Annotated in this window: 17 protein-coding genes and 1 pseudogene; 7 read left to right on the forward strand and 11 right to left on the reverse strand. The window is 73.0% G+C overall.

The window, feature by feature from the left end; translation table 11 throughout:
* Positions 1–11: 11 nt before the first annotated feature.
* The 3 genes and pseudogenes from ABEB13_RS17205 to ABEB13_RS17215 all read right to left on the reverse strand — a co-directional run.
* Complete coding sequence (locus tag ABEB13_RS17205; RefSeq protein WP_425559888.1) at positions 12–845, reverse strand: class I SAM-dependent methyltransferase; 834 nt, start codon at positions 843–845, stop codon at positions 12–14.
* A gap of 178 nt (positions 846–1,023) precedes the next feature.
* Positions 1,024–1,941 carry a YihY/virulence factor BrkB family protein gene (locus tag ABEB13_RS17210; protein ID WP_345706224.1) on the reverse strand — a complete coding sequence of 306 codons (918 nt, stop codon included), beginning with the start codon at positions 1,939–1,941 and terminating at the stop codon, positions 1,024–1,026.
* Between the two features lie 296 nt (positions 1,942–2,237).
* Positions 2,238–3,242, reverse strand: a pseudogene (locus ABEB13_RS17215) (glycosyltransferase family 2 protein); the annotation flags it as partial.
* Between the two features lie 257 nt (positions 3,243–3,499).
* On the opposite strand from ABEB13_RS17215, the gene ABEB13_RS17220 reads away from it, so the two are divergent.
* The 4 genes from ABEB13_RS17220 to ABEB13_RS17235 all read left to right on the forward strand — a co-directional run bounded on the left by ABEB13_RS17220 (position 3,500) and on the right by ABEB13_RS17235 (position 12,021).
* Positions 3,500–4,135: a class I SAM-dependent methyltransferase gene (locus ABEB13_RS17220; protein ID WP_345706225.1), complete on the forward strand. Its 636-nt coding sequence runs from the start codon at positions 3,500–3,502 to the stop codon at positions 4,133–4,135.
* 93 nt (positions 4,136–4,228) lie between these two features.
* Positions 4,229–7,777 (forward strand): bifunctional glycosyltransferase/CDP-glycerol:glycerophosphate glycerophosphotransferase, encoded by a 3,549-nt coding sequence (locus ABEB13_RS17225; RefSeq protein ID WP_345706226.1) that lies wholly within the window; start codon positions 4,229–4,231, stop codon positions 7,775–7,777.
* Positions 7,778–8,014: 237 nt separating this feature from the next.
* Entirely contained in the window at positions 8,015–10,468 is a 2,454-nt protein-coding gene (locus ABEB13_RS17230) for a CDP-glycerol glycerophosphotransferase family protein (RefSeq protein ID WP_345706227.1), read from the forward strand.
* Positions 10,469–10,554: 86 nt separating this feature from the next.
* Positions 10,555–12,021: a hypothetical protein gene (locus ABEB13_RS17235; RefSeq protein WP_345706228.1), complete on the forward strand. Its 1,467-nt coding sequence runs from the start codon at positions 10,555–10,557 to the stop codon at positions 12,019–12,021.
* Positions 12,022–12,076: 55 nt separating this feature from the next.
* Here the strand turns inward: ABEB13_RS17235 and ABEB13_RS17240 are convergent, their stop codons facing one another.
* From ABEB13_RS17240 to ABEB13_RS17265, 6 genes are all read right to left on the reverse strand, one after another.
* Complete coding sequence (locus ABEB13_RS17240; protein ID WP_345706229.1) at positions 12,077–12,640, reverse strand: 2'-5' RNA ligase family protein; 564 nt, start codon at positions 12,638–12,640, stop codon at positions 12,077–12,079.
* Complete coding sequence (gene trpS, locus ABEB13_RS17245; RefSeq protein WP_345706230.1) at positions 12,640–13,677, reverse strand: tryptophan--tRNA ligase; 1,038 nt, start codon at positions 13,675–13,677, stop codon at positions 12,640–12,642. Before trpS ends, ABEB13_RS17240 begins: the two co-directional genes overlap by 1 nt.
* Before the next feature lie 30 nt (positions 13,678–13,707).
* Positions 13,708–15,021, reverse strand: coding sequence for a hemolysin family protein (locus ABEB13_RS17250; protein ID WP_345706231.1), 1,314 nt, complete (start codon positions 15,019–15,021; stop codon positions 13,708–13,710).
* A gap of 63 nt (positions 15,022–15,084) precedes the next feature.
* The gene (locus ABEB13_RS17255; protein WP_100889843.1) at positions 15,085–16,077 is read right to left on the reverse strand and encodes a malate dehydrogenase; all 993 of its coding nucleotides are present in this window, start codon (positions 16,075–16,077) and stop codon (positions 15,085–15,087) included.
* Between the two features lie 228 nt (positions 16,078–16,305).
* Entirely contained in the window at positions 16,306–16,617 is a 312-nt protein-coding gene (locus ABEB13_RS17260) for a DUF3017 domain-containing protein (RefSeq protein ID WP_345709706.1), read from the reverse strand.
* A gap of 105 nt (positions 16,618–16,722) precedes the next feature.
* Positions 16,723–17,577, reverse strand: coding sequence for a bifunctional methylenetetrahydrofolate dehydrogenase/methenyltetrahydrofolate cyclohydrolase (locus ABEB13_RS17265; protein WP_100889841.1), 855 nt, complete (start codon positions 17,575–17,577; stop codon positions 16,723–16,725).
* A gap of 266 nt (positions 17,578–17,843) precedes the next feature.
* On the opposite strand from ABEB13_RS17265, the gene ABEB13_RS17270 reads away from it, so the two are divergent.
* From ABEB13_RS17270 to ABEB13_RS17280, 3 genes are all read left to right on the forward strand, one after another.
* Positions 17,844–18,248 (forward strand): hypothetical protein, encoded by a 405-nt coding sequence (locus ABEB13_RS17270; RefSeq protein ID WP_345706232.1) that lies wholly within the window; start codon positions 17,844–17,846, stop codon positions 18,246–18,248.
* A 124-nt stretch (positions 18,249–18,372) separates the two neighbouring features.
* A complete protein-coding gene (locus ABEB13_RS17275; RefSeq protein WP_345706233.1) occupies positions 18,373–18,678 on the forward strand; it encodes a DUF2752 domain-containing protein in 306 nt (101 codons plus the stop codon).
* Between the two features lie 335 nt (positions 18,679–19,013).
* Positions 19,014–19,490 (forward strand): RDD family protein, encoded by a 477-nt coding sequence (locus ABEB13_RS17280; RefSeq protein WP_345706234.1) that lies wholly within the window; start codon positions 19,014–19,016, stop codon positions 19,488–19,490.
* Positions 19,491–19,558: 68 nt separating this feature from the next.
* On the opposite strand, the gene purH is transcribed toward ABEB13_RS17280, so the two are convergent.
* Both purH and purN read right to left on the reverse strand, forming a co-directional pair.
* The gene (gene purH / locus ABEB13_RS17285; RefSeq protein WP_345706235.1) at positions 19,559–21,070 is read right to left on the reverse strand and encodes a bifunctional phosphoribosylaminoimidazolecarboxamide formyltransferase/IMP cyclohydrolase; all 1,512 of its coding nucleotides are present in this window, start codon (positions 21,068–21,070) and stop codon (positions 19,559–19,561) included.
* A gap of 67 nt (positions 21,071–21,137) precedes the next feature.
* A complete protein-coding gene (purN, locus tag ABEB13_RS17290; protein ID WP_345706236.1) occupies positions 21,138–21,797 on the reverse strand; it encodes a phosphoribosylglycinamide formyltransferase in 660 nt (219 codons plus the stop codon).
* Positions 21,798–22,212 lie beyond the last annotated feature (415 nt).

A 22,212-nucleotide genomic window follows, 5' to 3' on the forward strand; every position in this document is an offset into this window, starting at 1 on the left:
AGGGCCCGCGGTCAGGCCCGGGCGGCGCCGCGGGCCCGGGCGGCGCGCAGCGCCCGCCGGGCGGCCCGGGTGGCGATCGGGGGCAGCACGTCGAGAGCGATCCTGCGGGCCGTGGAACGCTGCGCGGGCGCGGCGGCGGGGGCTGCCGTGGGGGTGCTCTGCGCGCCGTCCCAGGAGATCCGGTAGCAGGTGTGCCCGGCGAGCTGCTCCTCGTCGAACCAGTAGCCGTCGCCGCGCCAGTCCCGGGCGCGGAGCTCGCGCTTGGCCGCCTCCTCGTCGCCCCAGGTGCCGTAGAACTTCTCCGGCGTCATGCAGACCGGCTTGAGACCGAGCTCGAAGACGGCCTCCCAGACCGCGGCGGCCACCCCGGGCGTGTGCGGGGAGCGGTAGTCGTCGAGCGCGACGATGCCGTCCTTGGCGAGGACGTCACGGGCCACCTTGATGTCCCCGGCGACGTGCTCGTACAGGTGGGAGGCGTCGATGTGCACGAACCGGCAGGAGTCGGCGGGGACCCGGCCGTCCGCGAGCACCGAGGTCGGGGCCTGGATGACCGTCGGGAGCTCGGAGTGGAAGGCCAGGTAGTTGGCCTCGAAGGCGCGGCGGGTGAGCGTCTTGCGGTAGGACATGGCCATCTCGGCGGAGTTCTCGTCGTCCGGCGCGTCGGAGTCGAACAGGTCGCAGACGGTGAAGGTCTCCCCCGGCTGCAGGTGCCGGCCGAGCAGGATCGCGCTGCGCCCCAGGTAGGCGCCGAGCTCCATCAGGTCGCCGGTGGTGCCCGCGGCCGTCTGCCGGGTCAGCATCCAGCTGAAGATCTCCTGGTCGGCCTTCCAGAACCAGCCGGGCACGTCGTCCGGGGTGAGCGGGACGGGGGAGTGGTGACGGTCTCGGCGCTGGTCACTGGGGTCTCCAGGGGGGACGGCGGACGGGGTCGGCAAAATCGGCGGCTCGGTCCCGCGGGGTGATCCGGACGAGACGTGGCCGTGATCCTAGTCACATTAAAGAATGCCTGACAGATGCTGGGCGCTACTTGTGCGCCGCGGCCTCGACCAGTCGGCCGCCCTGTGCGCGCATCCGGTCGCGGGCGGCCTGCGGATCGTCCAGGGCCGTCCAGGCGACGCAGTAGAACAGCAGCCGGGAGACGAAGTTGATCCACAGCAGCAGGGCCACCGGCACCCCGAACGCCCCGTACAGGCTCTTGCCCGCCACCGACCCGAGGTAGGAGGAGAGCAGCACCTTGAGCACCTCGAACCCCACGGCGCCGATCAGTGCGCCGCCCAGCACCGCCCGGCGCGGCTGGTCGGTGATCGAGGGGAAGGGGGCCAGCAGATAGGCGAAGAGCAGCAGGTCGACGCCGACGGCGATCAGGAAACCGACCACCGAGAGCAGCACGCGGCCCGGTCCGCCGCCCAGCCCGATGGCGTCGGCGATCCGCTTGGCCAGTGTGCCGGCGACCGCGGAGGCGCCCAGCGACAGGAGGCAGACCAGGCCCAGGCCGAGCAGGACCACGCAGTCCCACGCCTTGCGGACGACGGCGTTGCCGGCGGGCTCGGGCAGCCGCCACACGGTGCGGATGGCGCCGCGCATGGTGTCCACCCAGCCGAGGCCGGAGATGAGCAGGATGACGCCGCTGATCACGCCGACGGTCGCCGCGTTGGCGACCAGGGCGTTCAGGTCGAGCGAGTCGGACAGGCCCGGCGTCTGCTTGGCGATGTCGTCCTGGAGCTGCTTCACCCGGCTGTCGGAGAGCGTGGCGGCGGCGATCGCCAGGGCCACCGTGAGCAGCGGGAACAGCGCGAGGAACCCGAAGAACGTGACGGCTCCCGCCAGCCGGTTGCCCTGGGTGTCGGTGAAGAGCGCGTAGGACCGCCAGGCGCGGCTCCGCAGAAACCGGGCGGCCAGCGGGCCGACGATCGGGAGCCGGACGAGGAATTCCACGGGCATACCCCACTGGATCACCTGAAAGAGGGACGATCACTCCTGTATACCCAGTGGTCGCGACCCCATGGCCGCGGCGCTCCGGCCGACCGGTCGGCACCCCCTGGGCGGCCGATGGGCGACCCGGGGGACCGGCGGTGACCGGGTGACGGGGGGTGATCCGCCGCCGCCCGTCAGGGGCGGGTGTGCGTCCGCGCGTCGGAGGCGGGCTGCGCCTGCCGGTCGGCCGGGACCTCGGCGGCCTGCGCCGGCCGGCCCGTGCCGGGGGTGACGTCCCGGACGGCCGCGGCGGGGCGGACCCGGCGGGCCGCCCGGGCGGCCAGTCCGCGGGTCCGGGCCAGCGCCCGCACCCCCTGGTAGGTGAGGTAGTGGCCGTGGCTGAGCAGCTCGGTGCGGACGCCCTCGACCCCGGCGGCCGGGCGGTAGCTGTCCGGGCGGAGCCGGGCGCAGTGCTCGGCGGCGCGGCGGAAGAACTCCCGGCGGTCCCCCGGCGGCACCCGGTCGGGGCGGCTGACCACCGTGTTGAGGTGGTGCACCATCCGGCCGAACACCACGGGCCGCCAGCGGGCCAGGTCGGGACGGCGGTCGAGGAAGCCGAACACCAGCGCGTACTGGTCGAAGATGTCGAAGTGCTTGCGGCTGACGGTCGCGAGTATGTTCCCGCCCTGGCGGCGCTGGCGGTAGTGCACGCCCACCCGGTCGAGCATGGTGATCCGCTCGGCGGCGAGCAGCGCCGGGAACGTCCACGGCGTGTCCTCGTAGTACCCGGCCGGGAAGGTCAGGCCCTGGGCCGCGACCCAGTCGCGCCGGTAGGCCTTGTTCCAGACGACCATGAGCAGGTCGAGCAGGTCCGGGCGCTGGTCGAGGTCGAACACGTCGGCGCCCGGGCGGGCGAAGATCGGTGCCGAGTTGGAGCGGACGACCCGGCCGTCCCAGTAGGTGCGCGCGTAGTCGTAGACCAGGATGTCCGGGTCGGAGCAGGCGTCCAGACGGTCGGCGACGGCCTGGAGCAGGCCGGGGGTGAGCGTGTCGTCGCTGTCCAGGAAGATCACGTAGTCGCCGTCGGCGACCGCGAGCCCGGCGTTGCGGGCCCGGCCGAGGCCGACGTTCTCCTCCAGGTGCAGCACCCGCACCCGCGGATCGCGGGCCGCGATCTCGTCCAGGATCGCCCCGCAGCCGTCGGGCGAGCGGTCGTCGACGGCGATCAGCTCGAAGTCCGCGCAGGACTGTGCGAGCACCGAGTCGAGGCACTCGGCCAGGTACTCCTGGACCTGGTACACGGGGACGATCACGCTGAAGCGGGGCATTTGCAGCTCATTCTAAGGGGGCGCTCAGCCGGCCGTGATCTCCGGGCGCCAGTCGCCCGGGACCGGCGGACGGCCAGCCGCAGACTAGCCGCCGGGACGGGACCGGCGCACCCCCGCCTGCCGCGGAGGGCGGGCGCACCGACGCCGACCGCTCTACGATCGGGCCCGGGGCCGCCCGGGCGACGGCCGCGGCCGGTGGACCCCTTAGGCTCCTGCCAGCCCCGCGCCGCACACCCGCCATCCCGAAGAGGCCGACCATGCCCGAAGACCGCGAGACGCCGAAGCCCGGTACCCCCACCGGTGGCGCCACCGCCGACGCCTCCTACACGGAGCGCCTGGTCACCCTGGAGCAGTCCGGCATCAAGCGGCTGCTGCCCACCCAGGCCCCGTACCGCTGGAACCTGCGCCGCCTGGAGCTCGGCCGGGTGCTGGACGTGGGCTGCGGCGTCGGGCGCAACCTGCAGAACTGCGGGCCGGACAGCGTCGGCGTGGACCACAACGAGACCTCGGTCGACACCGCCCGCGCCCGCGGGCTGACGGCGTACACCGCCGCCGAGTTCGAGGCGGACCCGGAACTCAGCCGGCCCGGCGCCTTCGACAGCATGCTGGTCGCCCATGTGCTGGAGCACCTGCCGCTGGAGACCTGCAAGGAGCTGATGGCCGGCTATCTGCCGAGCATCCGCTCCGGCGGCAAGGTCGTGCTGATCACCCCGCAGGCGGCGGGCTACCGCTCCGACCCGACGCACGTGCGGTTCGTCGACTTCGCGGCGCTGCGGTCGCTGGCCGAGGAGGCCGGGCTGCGGGTCGAGCGGACGTACTCCTTCCCGCTGCCCGAGGCCGCCGGCAAGGTCTTCAAGTACAACGAGTACGTGCTGGTGGGCCTCGTCCCCTGATCGGGGGCGGTCCGGGGGCGGACGGTAGGATCTCCGTACATCTGTGCCGATTCACCCGCGGCCGACGCCCCCGATGAAAGGCCCGCAGCTCCGATGGCCCCTCGACTCTCCGTCGTCGTCCCGATCTACAACGTCGAGCGCTACCTCGAGGAGTGCCTGGACTCCATCGCCGCGCAGACCTTCGGCGACCTGGAATGCGTCATGGTCGACGACGGCTCGAAGGACGGGAGTGCGGCGATCGCCGAGGCGTACGCCGCCAAGGACTCCCGCTTCCGCCTCGTCCGGCAGGTGAACAAGGGCCTCGGCGCGGCCCGCAACACCGGTTACCGGCACATCGCCGACGGCACCGAGTTCCTGGCCTTCGTGGACAGCGACGACACCCTGCCGCCGAGCGCGTACGAGCTGATGATCGGCACCCTGGAGGAGACCGGCTCGGACTTCTGCACGGGCAACGTCCAGCGCTTCCGCGCCGTCGGCTACTACCAGTCGGGCGGCCACCGCAAGCCGTTCAAGGAGACCCGGCTGCGGACGCACATCACCGAGATCCCGACTCTGGTGACCGACCGCACCGCGTGGAACAAGGTCTACCGGCGCGCTTTCTTCGACAGCGCCGGCATCCTCTACCCCGAGGGCATCCTCTACGAGGACGCGCCGGTCAGCGTCCCGCACCACTACCTGGCGACCAGCGTGGACGTGCTCTCCGAGCCGATCTACCACTGGCGCGAGCGCGAGGTCGGCGAGATGTCGATCACGCAGATGAAGACCAACCCCAAGGGCCTGATCGACCGGGTCACCTCGATGGAGCTCGTCCGGACCTGGCTGCTGAAGCAGACCGACCCGAAGTTCAAGCGCTACCTGCGGACCTACGACGAGAACAACCTCGTCGAGGAGATCCCGATGTTCTTCTGGTCCGTCCTCGACGGCGACCGGGCCTACCGGGAGGCCTACCAGGAGTGCGTCGGCCGGCTGCTGCGCGCCATCGGCCCGGAGCAGATCCGCAAGCTGCGCGCGCCGCTGCGCCTGAAGTACCACCTGACCCTGCAGGGCCGGCTGGACGAGCTCGTCGAGCAGCTCGCCTTCGAGAAGGACAGCAACGGCGCCGCCCCCGCGCGCGGCCTGCTGCGCGCCTACGCCGACTACCCGTTCCTGCGCGGCGGCCGCAAGAGCGTCCCCGCCGACGTGCTGCGGCTCGACAACGCGCTGGTCATGCGCAGCCGCCTGTACGAGGCCGCCTGGATCGACGGCAAGCTGCGGCTCACCGGCCACGCCTTCCCCGAGCACCTGGGGGTGGAGCACCGCTCCGACATGGTCCGGGTGCTGGTGCTGCGCGAGGCCAAGGGCCGCCGGGTGCTGGCGCTGCCGGCCAAGGCGCAGTTCAGCCCGGAGGCGACGGCCAGCTCCCCGCACGACCTGTACAGCTGCGACTGGGCCGGCTTCAGCGCCACCATCGACCCCAAGCGGCTGCGGCACCGCGGCGAGTGGCGCGAGGGCTCCTGGCGGGTGCTCGTCGCCGGTGTCGGCAAGGGCGGCGTCTACAAGGGCCGGATCTCCGGCGGCTGGAGCGACAGCGCCGAGTACCCGCCGGTGCACTGGGTCGACCAGGACGTGCGGATCGTGCCCTGGCTGAAGGACAACCACGTCAACCTGCGGGTGGAGAAGGTCCGGGTGCGGGCCGCGGCGGTCACCGCCGAGCGCGGCACCGTGACCGTGGCCGGCCGTGCCGTCTCCGGCCTGGACCTGGCCGGCGCGCGGCTGCGGCTGCTGCACGTCGAGTCCGACCGCGAGCTGCTGTTCCCGCTGGAGCTGGGCGCGCCGGCGGGCCGCGAGGTCCCCTTCACGTCGAGCTTCCCGGTCGCCGAGCTGACCGCCGTCCGGCTGGCCTGGGCCGCCCTGGACCCGGCCTCCGAGGAGCGGCTGCGCGACCGCTGGGACACCGAGCTGCAGCTCGCCGACGGCCGGACGGTGCCGGTGGTGATCGACGAGCGCACCGCTCCCGAGCAGCTCGACCTGCCGATCGACGACGGCACCCGGTCACTGCACACCAAGGCCTCCCCCAGCGGGTACCTCCAGTTCAGCGACCAGGTGCTGCAGCCGGTGATCGACGCGATCACCGCCGCGCGCGACACCGAGGGCTTCCTGGTCAGCGGCTCCTTCCCGCTCGGCGGCACGCACCGCTACGAGCTGGTGATCCGGCACAGCTGGCGCGAGGAGGAGCACCGCTACCCGGTCGAGATCACCGACGGCCGCTTCCGCGCCGCCCTGCCGGCCGTGCCGACCGCCTCGTTCGCCGGGCAGGTGCCGCTCGCCATGGGCACCTGGTCGGTCTTCTTCCGGCCGGTCGGCGCCGACCCGGAGTCGCTCTGGCCGACCGCCCAGCTCGCCTCCGCCTGCTACGACGCCCTGCCGATGGAGGTCGAGGCCCGCGGCAAGCGGATCACCCTGGAGCGCCGCGGCCACGACGGCCTGTCGCTGGAGGCGCACCAGGCCCTGCTGCCGGAGGAGCGCAGCGGCTACGGCCAGCGCAACCTGCGGCACTCCTTCCCCGAGCTGCAGCGCAAGCCGCTGACCGACAGCGTGCTGTACATCGGTCCGCTCGGCAGCCGCTACGCCGACTCGGCGCGGGCCGTCCACGAGGAGCTGGTGCGCCGCGGCGCCCCGCTGCGCCACCTGTGGACCTCCGACGACCTCCAGGCCGACCTGCCGCAGACGGTCGAGACCGTCCGGCAGTTCGGGCCGGAGTGGTTCGAGGCGCTGGCCACCGCCCGGTACGTGGTCGCCGGCACCCACCTGCCCGACTTCTTCGTCCGCCGCGAGGGCCAGACGGTGCTGCAGACGTGGCACGGCACGCCGCTCAAGCGGATCGGCCACGACTTCGAGAAGATCTGGTTCACCGACGCCCAGTACCTCAAGCACCTCGACCGCGAGGTGCCGCAGTGGAGCCTGCTGGTCTCCGGCAACCGGTACTCCACGCCGGTGCTGCGCCGCGCCTTCCGGTACGAGGGCGAGATCGTCGAGTCGGGCTACCCGCGCAACGACGTGCTGTTCGCCGCCGACCGGGAGAAGACCGCCGAGCGGGTCCGCGAGCGGCTGGGCCTGCCCGAGGGCAAGAAGGTGGTGCTGTACGCGCCGACCTTCCGCGAGGACCGCCTTCGTCCGCAGGGCGGCTACCAGTTCGACCTGCGGCTCGACCTCGCCGCGGCCCGGGCCGCGCTGGGCGACGACCAGGTCCTGCTGGTGCGCAGCCACGACCTGGTGTGCGGCCAGGTGCCCGGTGCGGGCGACGGCTACGTGTGGGACGTCAGCACCTACCCGGACATGGCGGAGCTGCTGCTCGTCACCGACGTGCTGGTGACCGACTACTCGTCGGTGATGTTCGACTTCGCGAACACCGGCCGGCCGATGCTCTTCTTCACCTACGACCTGGAGCACTACCGGGACAACCTGCGCGGCTTCGCCTTCGACTTCGAGGCGACCGCCCCCGGCCCGCTGCTGGCCACCTCGGAGGCCCTGGTCGGGGCACTGGGACGGGTGGACGAGGTCGCGGCCGAGCACGCCGACGCGTACGCGGTGTTCCGCGAGACGTACTGCGACCTCGACGACGGCGGGGCCGCCGCCCGGGTCGCCGACGCCCTGCTGGGCTGACGCCACCGGCCGGCCGGTGGGGCAACCGCCCCGCCGGCCGGCGGTTCGGGCCCGACCCTCCCGTGCTGTCCTGCGAATTCTCCCAGGAACAAGCGGTTGACCTGGAGATCAGGCGCAGTGTGAGATGGCAGCCGCAGTCCGCGCCAGTGCCGTCGCCGCCCCCGGCCTCCCCCTTCGGCACGACCCGGACCGCCGGCCGCCGCCCCGGCCGTCACGTGTTCACGGAGAGCCTGCCCGATGTCCGCACCCACCGCGCCCGCCGCCACCGCCCCGTCCGCCCAGGACGGGGACGGCGCTCCCGAGGCGGTCGCCGTCTTCGGGCTCCGCTCCGTCCGCTGGACGGCCTCCGGTCTGGAGCTCACCGGCTACGCCCACCCCGGGGACCGCGACACCGGCCGGCTCGCCGCCGGCCTCACCACCGTCACCGCCCGGTCCGGCCGTTCGACCGTGCGGCTGCGCACCCGGCGGCTGCACCTGCCCGAGGCGACGGCCGACAGCGGGCAGAGCGCCTTCAACCACGACTGGTCCGGCTTCACGGCCGTTCTCGACCCGGCGCGGCTCGTGTCGGGCCGGGCCGGACGCGACCGGGTCTGGCGGATCGGCGGGACTCTGCTCGCCGGCCTGCGCCGGCACACCGGCCCGCTCGCCCCGCACTGGTGCGGCTCGGCCGAGTACCCCGCGCCGCGCTGGGTCGGCCCGGACGTGCGGATCGTCCCCTACTTCGCCGAGCAGGGCCTGCGGCTGCGGGTCGAGACCGTACGCGCCCGGATCACCGCCGCCACCGCGACGGACACCGCGCTGCTGGTCACCGGACGGGTCCGGGATCTGCCGGCGGGCACCGTGCTGCGGCTGCGGCACCGGCAGTCCGACACCGAGTTCGACACCGTCCTGGCGTGCGCCGACGGCGGATTCACCGCCGAGGTCCCGTTCGCCCCGCTGACCGCCGCGGGCCGCGGCGCGGAGGAGATCGAGCACTGGCAGGCCCAGTTCGTCCTGCCGGACGGCAGCACGGCACGCGCGGCGCTGGACGAGCGCGACGGGCCGGTCGCCGCACTGCACGCCCTGCCGGACGGCGCGCACCAGCTGCTGGTCAAGCAGCTCGCCGACGGCGACCTCCAGCTCTGCGTCCAGCGGGGCAGCGTGCTGGTGTCGGGGATCGCCGCGGCAGCGGACGGCTTCACCCTCACGACGCACGCCCTGCTGCCGGGCGAGGGCCCGCTGGAGCTCGTCCTGCGGCACAGCAACGGCACCGGGGAGATCCGCCGCACCGTCCCGCGCGCGGAGCGGCTCGCCCTGCGGCTGCCCGCCTGCGTCACGGCCTCCGACGGCACCGAGCTGCCGCTCCGCCAGGGCGTCTGGGACCTGCGGCTCAGGCCGCTCGGCGACGCCGCCGGGGAGCGGTCGCTGATGCTGTCCCCGGCCGCCCAGGACGCCCTGCCGGCCGTGGTCGCGGTCGCCGGCGACAAGCGGATCGTGCTGGAGCGCCGCTGGCACGACACCCTGATCCTCGACTCCACCCCGGTGATCGGTCCCGCCGAGCGCAGCGCCTGGGCCCAGGAGCGGCTGCGCACCACCGGCTACCCGGCCGCGCGGCAGCAGCCGCTGCGGGACACCGTGCTGTACGACGTGTTCGGCGGCCGCGGCTACGCGGACTCGCCGAAGGCCGTGCACGCCGAACTGGTGCGGCGCGGCGCGGCCCTGGAGCACCTGTGGGTGGTCGACGACGCGCAGGCCGAGGTGCCGGCCGGCGCCCGGGCCGTGCGGGCGCAGAGCGCCGAGTGGTACGAGGCGCTGGCCACCTCCCGCTACCTGGTCGGGAACACGCACTTCCCGGACTTCCTGGAGCGCCGCCCCGGCCAGGTCGTGGTGCAGACCTGGCACGGCTCGCTGCTCAAGCGGATCGCCCACGACGTCGACAACGCCTGGCTCGCCGACCACGGCTACCTGGAGGCGCTGGCGCACGAGACCCCGCAGTGGAGCCTGCTGGTCTCGCCCAGCACGTTCGCGACGCCGATCCTGCGCCGCGCGTTCCGCTACGAGGGCGAGGTGCTGGAGTCCGGCTACCCGCGCAACGACGTGCTGGCCGCGGGCGAGGGTGCCGACGCGGTGCGGCGCCGGCTCGGCGTGCCGGCGGGCAAGCGCATCGTGCTCTACGCGCCGACCTGGCGCGAGGACCAGCAGCGGGCCAACGGCGACGGCTTCGAGCTCGGCCTGCGCCTCGACGTCGACGCGGCCCGGGCGGCGCTCGGCGAGGACCACGTGCTGCTCGTCCGGCCGCACGCGCACGTCCGCGAGCCGCTGCCGGGCGCCGGCGACGGTTTCCTGTTCGACGTCGGCGACTACCCGGACGTGCAGGAGCTGCTGCTGGCGGCGGACGTCCTGGTGACGGACTACTCGTCGATCATGTTCGACTTCGCGATCACCGGGCGGCCGGTGCTCTTCTTCACCTACGACCTGGAGCACTACCGCGACACGCTGCGCGGCTTCTACTTCGACTTCGAGGCGGAGGCCCCCGGGCCGCTGATCCCGACCTCCGAGGAACTGCTGGCCGCGCTGCGCGACCTGGCGGCGGGGGACGGGGCCACGGCGAAGTACGCGGAGGCCTACCGACGGTTCCGGGACACCCACTGCCATCTGGACGACGGCGGTGCCGCCGCCCGGGTGGTGGACCGCATGCTGGAGCTCGGCTGACGCTCCGGCGCCCGGGGCCTGCCCGGGAAGCACGGGCAGGCCCTGGATAGGGTGGCCCGGACCACACCAGTGAACCGAGGCGACCGATGACCGCACTTCTCGACGAACCCACGGCGGAGGGCTCGGACCGGGCCCGGCACGCCCGCCGCGTGCCGGACCGCTGGCGGCTCCCGCTGGCCGTCGGGGTCGGTGTCCAGGTCGTGCTGCTGGCCTGGTGGGCGGCCTTCTACCCCGGGCTGACCAGCTACGACTCGGCCGCCTACGTCGGCCAGGTCACCAGCGGGTACTGGAGCTCCGAGCACTCGGTGGCGTACAACGCGCTGGTGTGGCTGGCGCTGCACGTGCCCGGCAAGCTGGCCGTGCTGACCCTCGGGCAGACCGTGCTGGCGTCCGCGGCCCTCGCGTACACCTGCACGGCGATGCGGGCCCTCGGCGCGCGCGGCCGGTTGACGGCGCCGATCGCCCTGCTGATCGCGGTCGCGCCGCCGACCGGCGCGTTCGTGGTCTACATCTGGAAGGACGTGCCGTTCACCCTGTGCGCGGTGCTGGTCTTCGCCGCCTCGGTGCGCCTGGTCGCCCGCCGGGCCGGCCGGTTCGACTGGTGGATGCTGACCCTGGGCATGATCGGTCTTGGCCAGTTCCGCAACAACGGCCTCGGCGTGGCGCTGATCGCCGGCCTGGCGCTGATCGTGGCGATCCGCGGCCGCCGGCTGCGGCTCACCGTGGTGACGGTCGTGGCGGTGGGCCTGTCACTGCTCTGCCAGCTGGTGGTCTTCCCGGCGATCGGCATCAAGCAGCCCGCGAAGAGCTCGGTGTACTCCCTCAACTACCACGACGTGGCGGTGGCGTACGCGGCCCAGCCGGACCTCTTCGGCGCGGCCGACAAGGCGGTCATGGCGCAGGTCACGCCGCTGGCCGACTGGACGCGCGGCGGCAGCAACTGCTACGTCTCCGACCAGCTGGTGCTGGCCTGGAACTTCGACCGGCCGGCCGCCGAGCGGGTCAACGACCGGCTGATGGAGATCTGGACGAAGGTGGCGAAGAAGCGCCCCGACCTGATCGCCCAGGCCCGGATCTGCCGCGGCCACATTGCCTGGTCGCCGTTCCCCGGACCGGCCGCGCTGAACGCGTACACCTGGATCGCCTCGCCCGCGGTGACGCCGAAGGAGCTGTACGGGGTGGCCGCCCCGGGCACCCCGATGGCCTCCAACCCGAACCGCTTCGCGCTCTACAGCCACCCGGTGTCGTTCAAGCTCCGGCACGCCGCCGAGTTCTGGTACAACCTGTCCAAGACCAAGCAGCTGGACTGGCTGCTCTTCCGCGGTGCGACGTGGTGCTACCTGGCGTACGCGGCGATCGTGCTGTTCGCCCGCAGCCGCCGGATGCGCGCGGCGTACGCGCTGGCCGGGACCCTGGTCGGGTTCCAGCTGACCGTGCTGGCGGCCAACCCGGCGCCGCTGTACCGCTACATGGTCGGTCCGCTGTTCATCGCCCCGTTCTGCCTGGCGCTGCTCCCCGCCCGCCGGCAGCGGGCGCAGGAGCGGCGCGGCTGACCCCGCCCGGCCGGGATCGGCCGGGGTCGGCCGACGTGGCTGACCCCGGCCGGGGTCAGGCCCCGAAGGGGTAGTCGCGCCAGGGCCGCCAGACCTCGTCCGGGCCGAACCGGGCGAGGTTGAAGCCGGGCACGGTGAACGCGGCCCGGAAGTCGCGGGCCTTCTCGAACGCCTCGTCGAGGACGTCGTCGGCCAGGTCGTGCGCGACGGTGACGTGCGGGTGGTACGGGAAGGCCAGCTCCCGGGCGAGCGGGCCCGAGCGGACGGCGGCCTCCAGCGCTCGGCACTCCTGCGCGCCGCCCTCGACGCGGACGAACACCACCGGGGAGACCGGGCGGAAGCTGCCGCTGCCCTGCAGCAGCATCGGGAACGGCCGGTGCGCGGCGGCCACCGCGGCCAGGTGCTTCTCGATCTCGGGCAGCCGGTCGGCCGGCAGCCCGGTCGGGGGCAGCAGGGTGACGTGGGTGGGTATGGACCGGGCACGCGGGTCGCCGTGGCCCGCGCGGGCGTCCTGCACGGCGGAGCCGTACGGCTCCGGGACGGTTATGGACACGCCGATGGTGACGGCGTCCCGGAGGTCCGGGAGGCCGCCACCAGCGGGGCCGGCGGGCGCGGGCATCAGCGCTTGGGCGCCAGGAAGCCGATGCGGTCGTAGACCGTGGCGAGCGTCTCCGAGGCGACCTCGCGGGCCTTCTCGGCGCCGAGGCCCAGCACCCGGTCCAGCTCGGCCGGGTCGTCCAGGTAGCCCTTGGTGCGGGCCTGGAACGGGGTGACCCACTCCGTGAACAGGTCGGCCAGCTCGGTCTTGAGCGCGCCGTACATCTTGCCCTCGAAGTGCGCGACCAGCTGCTCCACGGACTGGCCGCTGAGCGCGGAGTGGATGCGCAGCAGGTTGGAGACGCCGGGCTTGCCCTCCTCGTCGTAGCTGACGACGGTGCCGGTGTCGGTGACGGCGCTCTTGAACTTCTTGGCGCTGGCCTTGGGCTCGTCCAGCAGGTTGACCAGGCCCTTGGCCGAGGAGGCCGACTTGCTCATCTTGGCCGTCGGGTCCTGGAGGTCCAGGATCTTCGCCGTCTCCTTGAGGATGTACGGCTTCGGGACGGTGAAGGTGGGCGCGTAGCGGGTGTTGAAGCGGTCCGCGAGGTCGCGGGTGAGCTCCAGGTGCTGGCGCTGGTCCTCGCCGACCGGGACGAGGTCGGCCTGGTAGAGCAGGATGTCGGCGATCTGCAGGATCGGGTAGGTGAACAGGCCGACGGTGGTGCGGTCGTTGCCCTGCTTGGCGGACTTGTCCTTGAACTGGGTCATCCGGGCGGCCTCGCCGAAGCCGGTGAGGCAGTTCATCACCCAGCCGAGCTGGGCGTGCTCGGGCACGTGGGACTGGACGAAGAGGGTGCAGCGCTCGGGGTCGAGCCCGGCGCCGAGCAGCTGGGCCGCGGAGATCCGGGTGTTCTCGCGGAGCACCGCCGGGTCCTGCTCGACGGTGATCGCGTGCAGGTCGACGACCATGTAGAACGCGTCGTTGGCGTCCTGCAGGGCGACCCACTGCTGGACGGCGCCCAGGTAGTTGCCGAGGTGGAACGAGCCCGAGGTGGGCTGGATCCCGGAGAGCACCCGGGGACGGTCCTGTGCCGGACCTGCGACCGCTGCGTTGACCATGCGGGCCATTGTTCCAGCTTCACCGACCGCTCAGGAAACATCCGCCCCCGGAGGTTCGGTCAGTGTGACCGCACTCACCCGGATCCGCTCGATCCGGCGCCCGTCGAGCTTGGCGACGGTCAGCAGGACGCCCTCCTCGGTGGCGACCTGGTCGCCCTGGCGGGGCAGCCGGCCGAGCATCCGCACGAGGTAGCCGGCGACCGTCTCGTAGGGGCCCTCGGGCAGGGCGACGCCGGTCTCGCCGGTGAAGTCGGCGAGGTTGAGCAGCCCGTCGAGCTCCATGCCGCCGCCGGCCAGCCGGCGGGTGGCGGTGGTGTCCTGGGCGTCGTACTCGTCGCGGATCTCGCCGATGACCTCCTCGACGAGGTCCTCCAGGGTGACGATGCCGGCGGTGCCGCCGTACTCGTCGACGACGATCGCCAGGTGGTGGCCCTCGCGGCGCATCTCGCCCATCGCCTCCAGGACCCGCTTGGTGGCCGGCAGCAGCTTCACCGGGCGGGCCAGGTCGCTGACCCGGGCGGCGGGGTCGACGCGCGCGCCGTAGAGGTCGCGGACGTGCACGAAGCCGGTGACCGCGTCGTACGAGCCCTCGACCACCGGGTAGCGGGAGTGCGGGGCGATATCGGTCTCCGGGCGGACCTCGGAGACCAGCCGGTCGGCGTCGAGGAAGGTCACCTCGGTGCGGGGCTTCATGACCTCGCGCAGCTGGCGCTCGCCGGCCGCGAACACGTCGTTGATCAGCGCCCGTTCGTCGCTGCCGAGTTCGGTGTTGGCGGCGACCAGGCCGCGGAGCTCCTCGGAGCTCATCACGCCGCGGCCGGCCTTCGGGTCGCCGCCGAGCAGGCGGACCATCAGGTTGGTGGAGTGGCCGAGCAGCCAGATCGCCGGGCGCAGCACCGCCGACATGACGTCGACCACGGGCGCGGCGAGCAGTGCGATGGAATCGGCGCGCTGCAGTCCGATCCGCTTGGGGGTGAGCTCACCGAGGACGAGCGAGACGTAGCTGATCACCAGGGTGAGGCCGACGAGCGCGACGGTGTCGGCGACGCCCTCGGAGAGGCCCAGGTCGACGAAGACCGGGGCGAGCTTGCCGGACAGCGTGTCGGCGCCGAACGCGGCGGACAGGAAGCCCATGCAGGTCACGCCGACCTGGACGGCGGCGAGGAAGCGGTTGGGGTCGGCGGCGAGGTGCGCGGCGCGGGAGGCGCGGCGGGTGCCGGCGGCCTCCAGGGCGCGGATCTGTCCCTCCCGCAGCGAGATCAGCGAGATCTCGGCGACGTTGAACAGGCCGCCCAGCAGGATGAAGACGAGGACGAGTGCGGCGTCCTCGATGATTTCGGTCACGGGCCGAGTGTAGAAGGACGGCCGGGCACCCCTGGGGTGCCCGGCCGTCCGTCGGTGTCAGGCTCAGATCAGGCCGAGCTGCTGCACCGCGTCGCGCTCCTCGGCGAGCTCGGCGACCGAGGCGTCGATGCGGGCGCGCGAGAAGTCGGAGAGCTCCAGGCCCTGGACGATCTCGAACTTGCCGTCCTTGGTGGTGACCGGGAAGGAGGAGATCAGGCCCTCCGGGACGCCGTACGAGCCGTCGGAGACGATGCCCATGGACGTCCAGTCGCCGGCCGGGGTGCCGTTGACCCAGGTGTGGACGTGGTCGATGGCGGCGTTGGCGGCCGAGGCGGCCGAGGAGGCGCCACGGACCTCGATGATCGCCGCACCGCGCTTGGCGACGGTCGGGATGAAGTCGTTCTCGACCCAGGCCTGGTCCGAGCCGGTGGCCTCGAAGCCGCTCTTGCCGGCGATCTCGGCCTGGAACAGGTCGGGGTACTGGGTCGCGGAGTGGTTGCCCCAGATGGTGACCTTCTTGACGTCGTCGACGGTCACGCCGGCCTTCTTGGCGAGCTGCGCGACGGCGCGGTTGTGGTCGAGGCGGGTCATCGCGGTGAAGCGCTCGGCCGGCACGTCCGGGGCGTTGCGCTGGGCGATCAGGGCGTTGGTGTTGGCCGGGTTGCCGACGACCAGGACCTTGATGTCGTCCGCGGCGTGGTCGTTGATGGCCTTGCCCTGCGGGCCGAAGATGCCGCCGTTGGCCTGCAGCAGGTCGCCGCGCTCCATGCCGGCGGTGCGCGGGCGGGCGCCGACCAGCAGGCCCACGTTGGCGCCGTCGAAGGCGGTGGCGGCGCTGTCGGTGATGGTGATGCCGCGCAGCAGCGGGAACGCGCAGTCGTCGAGCTCCATGGCGACGCCCTCAGCGGCCTTGAGGCCCTGCGGGATCTCCAGGAGGCGGAGGTTCACCGGCACGTCGGCACCGAGCAGGTGGCCCGAGGCGATGCGGAAGAGCAGCGCGTAGCCGATCTGGCCGGCCGCTCCGGTGACGGTGACGTTGACGGGGGTGCGAGTCATTTCTACCTTCTCCAGCAAATCGCCAGGTGCCCCAGGCACGCCGGCGCACTGGAGCCGAGGATGATCTCTCGACGTCGAGAGACCTGCGTCAGGTTATCGCAAAGGCAAGCGTATGCCGCCTCGCCGGGCGTGGCTGATGCGTCACAGCGGGACAGCGCGCCGGGCGGCGGGCCGGACGCCGCCGGGCTTCGGGCCCCGCACCGCGAGGGGTGCGGGGCCCGGGGCCGGTCAGCCGCGCGGCCGGCCGATCAGCGAGCCCAGGTGGTCCAGCACCGACAGGTGGAGCCACGGATCGGGCTGCGCCACCAGGGTGAGCAGCACGATGGCGCCGCCGAGGAAGGTCAGCACGCCCACGTCGGTGAAGCGGCTGCGGACGGCCAGCATCCCCACCTCGGGCACCGTGAGGCGCAGCACGGCGGCCAGCAGCAGCGAGCCTCCGACCAGCATCAGCCCGTACTTGAAGTCGCCGAACCAGGTGACGGCGATGCCCAGCGCCGCCACCGCCAGGACCAGCGTTATCGGCCACTGCCGGACGGGCAGCGTGTGGCTGCTGCCGAGCGCGGCGTGCGAGCCCTCCGGGGAGGGTGCCGGTGGTCTTGGCCGGCCGCTGCTTGGAGCGGGTGACCCGGACGCTACCCATCGCTGTCAGCCGTCGGCGCGGCGCTCGGCCGCCACGACGATGTTGTTGAGCAGCATGGCGCGGGTCATCGGGCCGACGCCGCCCGGGTTCGGGGAGATCCAGGCGGCCACCTCGGCCACGCCCGGGTGGACGTCGCCGACGATCTTGCCCTCGCTGCGACTGACGCCGACGTCCAGCACGGCCGCGCCGGGCTTGACGTCCTCCGGCTTCACCAGGTGCGGCACACCGGCGGCGGCCACGACGATGTCGGCCTTGCGCAGGTGGTAGGCCAGGTCGCGGGTGCCGGTGTGGCAGAGGGTGACGGTGGCGTTCTCACTCTTGCGGGTGAGCAGCAGGCCGATCGAGCGGCCGACGGTGACACCGCGGCCGAGCACGACGACCTCGGCCCCGTTGATCTCGACCTGGTGGCGGCGGAGCAGCTCGACGATGCCGAGCGGGGTGCAGGGCAGCGGGCCCTCGATGCCGAGCGCGAGTCGGCCGAGCGAGGTCGGGTGCAGGCCGTCGGCGTCCTTGTCCGGGTCCATCAGCTCCAGGACCGGGTTCGGGTCGAGGCCCTTGGGCAGCGGCAGCTGCACGATGTAGCCGGTGCAGGCGGGGTCGGCGTTGAGCTCGCGGACGACGTCCTCGACGTCCTGCTGGCTCGCGGTGGCGGGCAGTTCGCGCTGGATGGAGGCGATGCCGACCTCGGCGCAGTCCTTGTGCTTGCCGTTGACGTACCAGCGGCTGCCCGGGTCGTCGCCGACCAGGACGGTGCCGAGACCGGGGACGATGCCCCGCTCCTTGAGGGCCGCCACGCGGACGGCGAGTTCGGACTTGATCGCGGCCGCGGTGGCCTTGCCATCGAGAATCTGGGCAGTCATGACCCCATTCTCCCGGATGCCGGCCCGCGACCGTGCCGCCGGGACCTCCCGCGCCGCCCGCGGCGCCGGACGGCACGGACGGTGCGCGGGCCGAGCACGGAGCGTACGGACGGCGTTGCGGTTGCGCCACGGTTTGCGTCCGGGGTGCGAATGCCGCTGGACAGCGCGCCGTGGTAAGGACCACGATGGCCGGAGCAATCTCTGCTGCCGCCATCCTGGTGACAGGGCGTCGGGGGCGCGGGGGACGATCGCCGGGGAAGACGACAGTGAGCAATCCGTACCAGCCGGATCCGTACGGCGGCTACGGCCAGCAGCAGCAGCCGCAGTACGGGGCACCGCAGTACCCGCCGCCGCCGCCGCAGCAGCCCGGCTACGGCTACGGCTACCCGCAGCAGCAGCCCCAGCCCTACGCGCCGGCACCGGCGCCGGCTCCGCTGCCGAACTCGGCAGCCACCGCGTCCGTGGTCCTCGGCTTCGTGGGCATCCTGACCGTCTGTTTCTACGGCGGCTTCCTCGGCCTGATCGGCCTCGGCGTCGGCATTGCCGGACTCAACAAGTCGAACCAGACCGGCGTCGGCCGCAACGCGGCGATCGGCGGGATCGTGCTGAACGTCCTCTCGGTGCTGATCTCGATCGCCGTCGTGGTCTTCTACCTCAGCGTCAAAACGTGACCACCGCAGCGCCCTCGTTCGCAGGCGCACTGACGACCCGGTGGCGGCGTACGGCCGACACCGTGTCGGGCGCCGTCATGCGTGTGCTGCTGCGCGGGGCGGGGGCGCGGTCGCCGCAGTGGCCGTGGGCGAACTTCACGACGCCCACGACCCCGGCGTGCTCTGCATGCTGCGCCGTTTCACCGGCATCCCCTGCCCCGGCTGCGGCAGCACGACCGTCTTCATCGAGGCCGGACACGGCCACTGGTCGGCCGCGCTGGCCGCCAATCCGGTCACCGTGGTGGCCGCCGTCGGTCTGCTGATCGCCCCGCTCGGCCCCGGCCGCTGGTGGTGGGGGCTGTCCCCGCGACACCGCAACGTGCTGATCGGCGCAGCCGCCGTCATCTCCTGGACGTGGCAGCTGCACCGTCTCGGCATCTCCCGGCCCTGAGTCGGACGGCCCCTGACGGGCCATGATCCCCGCGCTGTCGGGAGCGTCGGCTAAGGTCCCACCCGGTCGCCGCCCAACTGCCCGCCCAGTCCGCGGTCTTTCCTGCTGTCCTCGTTGTTCCTTCCTGCCCGGAGGCAAGTCATGAGTTACCCGCCCGACCCCAACAACCCGTACGGCCAGCAGCCCCCGCGCCGGGCTACGGCTACCCGCAGCAGACCCCGCCGCCGGCCCCGGGCTACGGCTACCCGCAGCAGCAGCCGCCGGCGCCCGGCTACGGCGCCCCGGCCGGCTACGGCATCCCGCAGCAGCAGGGCCCGTACGGCAACGGCGCCCAGGTGCAGGCCTTCTACGCGGGCTGGGGCTCGCGGGTGGCCGCCCTCATCGTCGACTTCCTGATCATCGGTGTGGTGCCGGGCATCCTGTACGGCATCGGCATCGGCATGACCGTGGGCTCGGCCAACTGCACCACCGACCCGGTGACCTACCACACCAGCTGCAGCGGCGGTGGCGGCTCCGCCTTCGGCTCGATCCTGATCGCGATCGGCGGCCTGATCGCCCTCGCGGGCGCCCTGTGGCTGCTGTACCAGGAGGGCACCACCGGCCAGACCCCGGGCAAGAAGATGGTGAACATCCGCGTCCTGCGCGAGGCCGACGGCCAGCCGATCGGGTTCGGCATGGCCATCGTCCGCCGGATCTGCCACGCGGTGGACGAGTTCGCCTGCTGCGTCGGCTTCCTGTGGCCGCTCTGGGACGCCAAGAAGCAGACCTTTGCGGACAAGATCATGGGCACCGTGGTCGTCAAGTCGCAGTGATCTGCTGACCGTTCGTACGCCGAAGGCCCCGCACTCCGAGGAGTGCGGGGCCTTCGGGCGTTCACGGGTCAGTGGAAGAAGTGCCGGGTACCGGTGAGGTACATCGTCACGCCCGCCGCCGCGGCGGCCGCCACGACCTCCTCGTCGCGGATCGAACCGCCGGGCTGCACCACGGCCTTGACGCCGCCGGCGACCAGGATCTCCAGGCCGTCCGCGAACGGGAAGAACGCGTCGGACGCCGCGTAGGCGCCCTTGGCGCGCTCGCCGGCCCGCTCGACCGCGAGCTTGCAGGAGTCGACGCGGTTGACCTGGCCCATGCCGACGCCGACCGAGGCGCCGTCCTTGGCGAGCAGGATGGCGTTGGACTTGACGGCCCGGCAGGCCCGCCAGGCGAAGGCGAGCTCGGCGAGCTCGGCCTCGCCGAGCGCCTCGCCGGTGGCCAGCGTCCAGGTGGACGGGTCGTCGCCGGCCGCGTCCACCTTGTCGACCTGCTGGAGCAGCACGCCGCCGGAGATCCGGCGGACCTCCAGGCCGTCGGCGGGCGCCTCGGGGGCGCGCAGCACGCGCAGGTTCTTCTTCTTGGTGAGGACCTCCAGCGCGCCGTCCTCGTAGCCGGGGGCGACGACGACCTCGGTGAAGATCGGGGCGATCTGCTCGGCCAGCTCGACGGTGACCGGGCGGTTGACGGCGATCACGCCGCCGTAGGCGGAGACCGGGTCGCACTCGTGCGCCTTGCGGTGCGCCTCGGCGACGTCCGCGCCGGTGGCGATGCCGCACGGGTTGGCGTGCTTGATGATCGCGACGGCCGGCTCGGCGTGGTCGTAGGCGGCGCGGCGGGCGGCGTCGGTGTCCATGTAGTTGTTGTAGGACATCTCCTTGCCGTGCAGCTGCTCGGCGCCCGCGAGGCCGCCGGTGCCGTCGGTGTAGAGGGCCGCCTGCTGGTGCGGGTTCTCGCCGTAGCGCAGCACGTTCTGGCGGTCCCAGGTGGCGCCGAGGAAGGCGGGGAAGGCCTCGTCGCTCTCGGTGTAGCCGGACTCCTCGAACCAGGAGGCGACGGCCACGTCGTAGGCGGCGGTGTGCGCGAAGGCGGTGGCCGCCAGGCGCTTGCGGGTCAGCAGGTCGAAGCCGCCGCCCTGGACGGCGTTCAGCACGTCGCCGTAGCGGGCGGGGTCGACGACGACCGCGACCGAGGGGTGGTTCTTGGCGGCCGCGCGGACCATCGAGGGGCCGCCGATGTCGATCTGCTCGACGCACTCGTCCGGGGTGGCGCCGGAGGCGACGGTGGCCTTGAACGGGTAGAGGTTCACCACGACCAGGTCGAACGGCTCGACGCCGAGCTCGGCCAGCTGCGCGCGGTGCGACTCGAGGCGCAGGTCGGCGAGGACGCCGGCGTGCACGCGGGGGTGCAGCGTCTTGACGCGCCCGTCCAGGCACTCGGGGAAGCCGGTCAGCTCGGAGACCTCGGTCACCGGGACGCCGGCGGCGGCGATCCGGCCGGCGGTGGAGCCGGTGGAGACGATGGTGACCCCGGCGGCGTGCAGGCCCTGGGCCAGCTCCTCCAGACCGGTCTTGTCGTACACGCTGATCAGCGCGCGGCGGATCGGGCGTACGTTCTCAGAGACGGGGGCGTGGTGCTGGAGGCGGCGCTCATGCCGGGATCCATACCTTTCGGTCTTCGATGCGGTGGCCTTCGCGGGCCATGCGGCCCACGACCTCGACGAGCAGCGTGCGCTCGACAGTCTTGATGCGCTCGTGCAGCGCTTCGCCGCCATCGGCGTGGTCGGCGTCGAGGACCTCCACGACGCCCTGCGCGATGATCGGCCCGGTGTCCACGCCGGCGTCGACCAGGTGGACGGTGCAGCCGGTGACCTTCACCCCGTAGGCGAGGGCGTCCGGCACGCCGTGCGCGCCGGGGAAGGCGGGCAGCAGCGCGGGGTGGGTGTTGACGGTCCGGCCGGCGAAGGCGCCGAGGAACTCCGGGCCGAGGATCTTCATGAAGCCCGCCGTCACCACGAGGTCCGGCTCGTGGGCGGCGACGGAGGCGGTCAGCGCGACGTCCCAGGCGGCCCGGTCGGCGTGGTCGGCGATCCGGTGGACGAAGGTCGGGATGCCGGCGGCCTCGGCCCGCTCGAGGCCCGCGATGTCGGCGCGGTCGGCGCCCACCGCAACGATCCGCGCGCCGTACGCCGGGTCCGCCACGGCGTCGATCAGCGCCTGCAGGTTGGTGCCGGAGCCGGAGACCAGCACCACCAGGCGGGCCGGTCCGGGCGTACGCGGCGGGAAGACTTGGGCGGAAGCGGCGGCCACTGCGCGTTTCTCCGTACGTCGTGCGCCCGCTGGTACGTCCACCGTCGGTGGGGCCACTACGGGCGGCGGCAGGTCGAGCCGGGGGCGGCCCCCGCAGGACGGACCGCTGCGCTGCGGGGCCTCGGGAACCGTTGTGAGCTGCTGACCGTCACCACGATAACGGCTGGTCGGAGGCGTCCCGTAACCGCCCGGCAACGCTACGCGCGTAGTTGAGACAGGGATCTCTCCCGGTGTGCGCCGGGCGCCGCACCGTGCGGCCGCGCCCGGCGCACACCGCCGCCCGCACCGCACACGGCAGGGCGCCTCGGCCGCCGGAAAGCCCTGCGGGATCATTGGGGGCACGGGCCGCCGCGCGGCCCGCGCCCCGCGGACGAGCACGGCCGGCACACGCGCCCCGGGCGGCACCCTCACGGAC

Origin of the sequence: Kitasatospora paranensis (genome assembly GCF_039544005.1) — a bacterium.
Lineage (GTDB): Bacteria > Actinomycetota > Actinomycetes > Streptomycetales > Streptomycetaceae > Kitasatospora > Kitasatospora paranensis.

Excerpts from the sequence above, each read along its gene's own strand:
- ABEB13_RS17210 (WP_345706224.1), bottom strand. The coding sequence starts at position 1,941 with ATGCCCGTGGAATTCCTCGTCCGGCTCCCGATCGTCGGCCCGCTGGCC.
- ABEB13_RS17220 (WP_345706225.1), top strand. The coding sequence starts at position 3,500 with ATGCCCGAAGACCGCGAGACGCCGAAGCCCGGTACCCCCACCGGTGGC.
- ABEB13_RS17235 (WP_345706228.1), top strand. The coding sequence starts at position 10,555 with ATGACCGCACTTCTCGACGAACCCACGGCGGAGGGCTCGGACCGGGCC.
- ABEB13_RS17265 (WP_100889841.1), bottom strand. The coding sequence starts at position 17,577 with ATGACTGCCCAGATTCTCGATGGCAAGGCCACCGCGGCCGCGATCAAG.
- ABEB13_RS17230 (WP_345706227.1), top strand. The coding sequence starts at position 8,015 with ATGTCCGCACCCACCGCGCCCGCCGCCACCGCCCCGTCCGCCCAGGAC.
- ABEB13_RS17225 (WP_345706226.1), top strand. The coding sequence starts at position 4,229 with ATGGCCCCTCGACTCTCCGTCGTCGTCCCGATCTACAACGTCGAGCGC.
- ABEB13_RS17240 (WP_345706229.1), bottom strand. The coding sequence starts at position 12,640 with ATGCCCGCGCCCGCCGGCCCCGCTGGTGGCGGCCTCCCGGACCTCCGG.
- trpS (WP_345706230.1), bottom strand. The coding sequence starts at position 13,677 with ATGGTCAACGCAGCGGTCGCAGGTCCGGCACAGGACCGTCCCCGGGTG.
- ABEB13_RS17255 (WP_100889843.1), bottom strand. The coding sequence starts at position 16,077 with ATGACTCGCACCCCCGTCAACGTCACCGTCACCGGAGCGGCCGGCCAG.